This is a genomic window from Streptomyces bicolor, from assembly GCF_000719285.1.
In the GTDB taxonomy this organism is placed as follows: domain Bacteria; phylum Actinomycetota; class Actinomycetes; order Streptomycetales; family Streptomycetaceae; genus Streptomyces; species Streptomyces bicolor.
The window spans coordinates 1-739 of the sequence record NZ_JOFS01000105.1 but is presented as its reverse complement, the minus strand read 5'-3'; the positions used below and the strand labels follow the sequence as shown (position 1 = coordinate 739).

The window sequence follows — 739 nt, the reverse complement described above, 5'->3', positions numbered from 1 at the left end:
CTTCCAGAAGGCGAGCTGCTTGTTCGCCAAGGAGTCGGGGTCGGCTTCCGTGCCGAGGAGTTCGTGCAGCCACAGGGTGTAGTCGGCGTACTGCACCGGCAACGGCGACCAGGTCGGTGCTGAACCCGCGCATCGCGCGGCGTAGGCAAGGCTGATGTCCCGGGCCAGCGGAGCCAGCGACCAGCCGTCGTTGCCGATGTGATGCTGCACCAGAAGCAGGACGTGGTGGTCCGGACCGGTGGCGAACAGCCGGGCCTGGAGCGGCAGATCCACAGTGACATCGAAGGCGGTGTTGCCGGCGGCTCGGAGTGCCTCGTCCAGGTCCGCTGTCTCGACCTCCACCACAGGGAGCGCGGGGCGGACCTGGGCAGGATCCAGAATGCGCTGTTGAGGTTGCCCGTCGACCTCCGGGAAGACCGTCCGAAGGATCTCGTGCCGACCCATCACATCGGCTATCGCCGCTTCCAGGGCTGCTCGGTCGAGGTCCCCTGACAGCCGCACGGCGAGCGGCAGGACGGTTCTGGGCCGGTGACAGCGGAATCCGTGCCGGGCGCTCCGTCGCGGTCAGCGCGGTCCGGGCCGAGCCCGCTTGCGCGATCTGGGCGGCGAGCGTGGCGATGGTGGGGGTTTCGAAGAGGGTGCGTACCGGTAGTTCGATGTCGAGGGTGGTGCGGATCCGGCTGATGAGGCGGGTGGCGAGGAGGGAGTGGCCGCCCAGCTCGAAGAAGTTGTCGTCGAT

1 pseudogene is annotated in these 739 nt (G+C 68.3%); it reads right to left on the bottom strand.

Annotation, left to right across the window (positions count from 1 at the left end):
* A pseudogene (locus IF78_RS47330) lies at positions 1–739 on the bottom strand (condensation domain-containing protein); the annotation flags it as partial.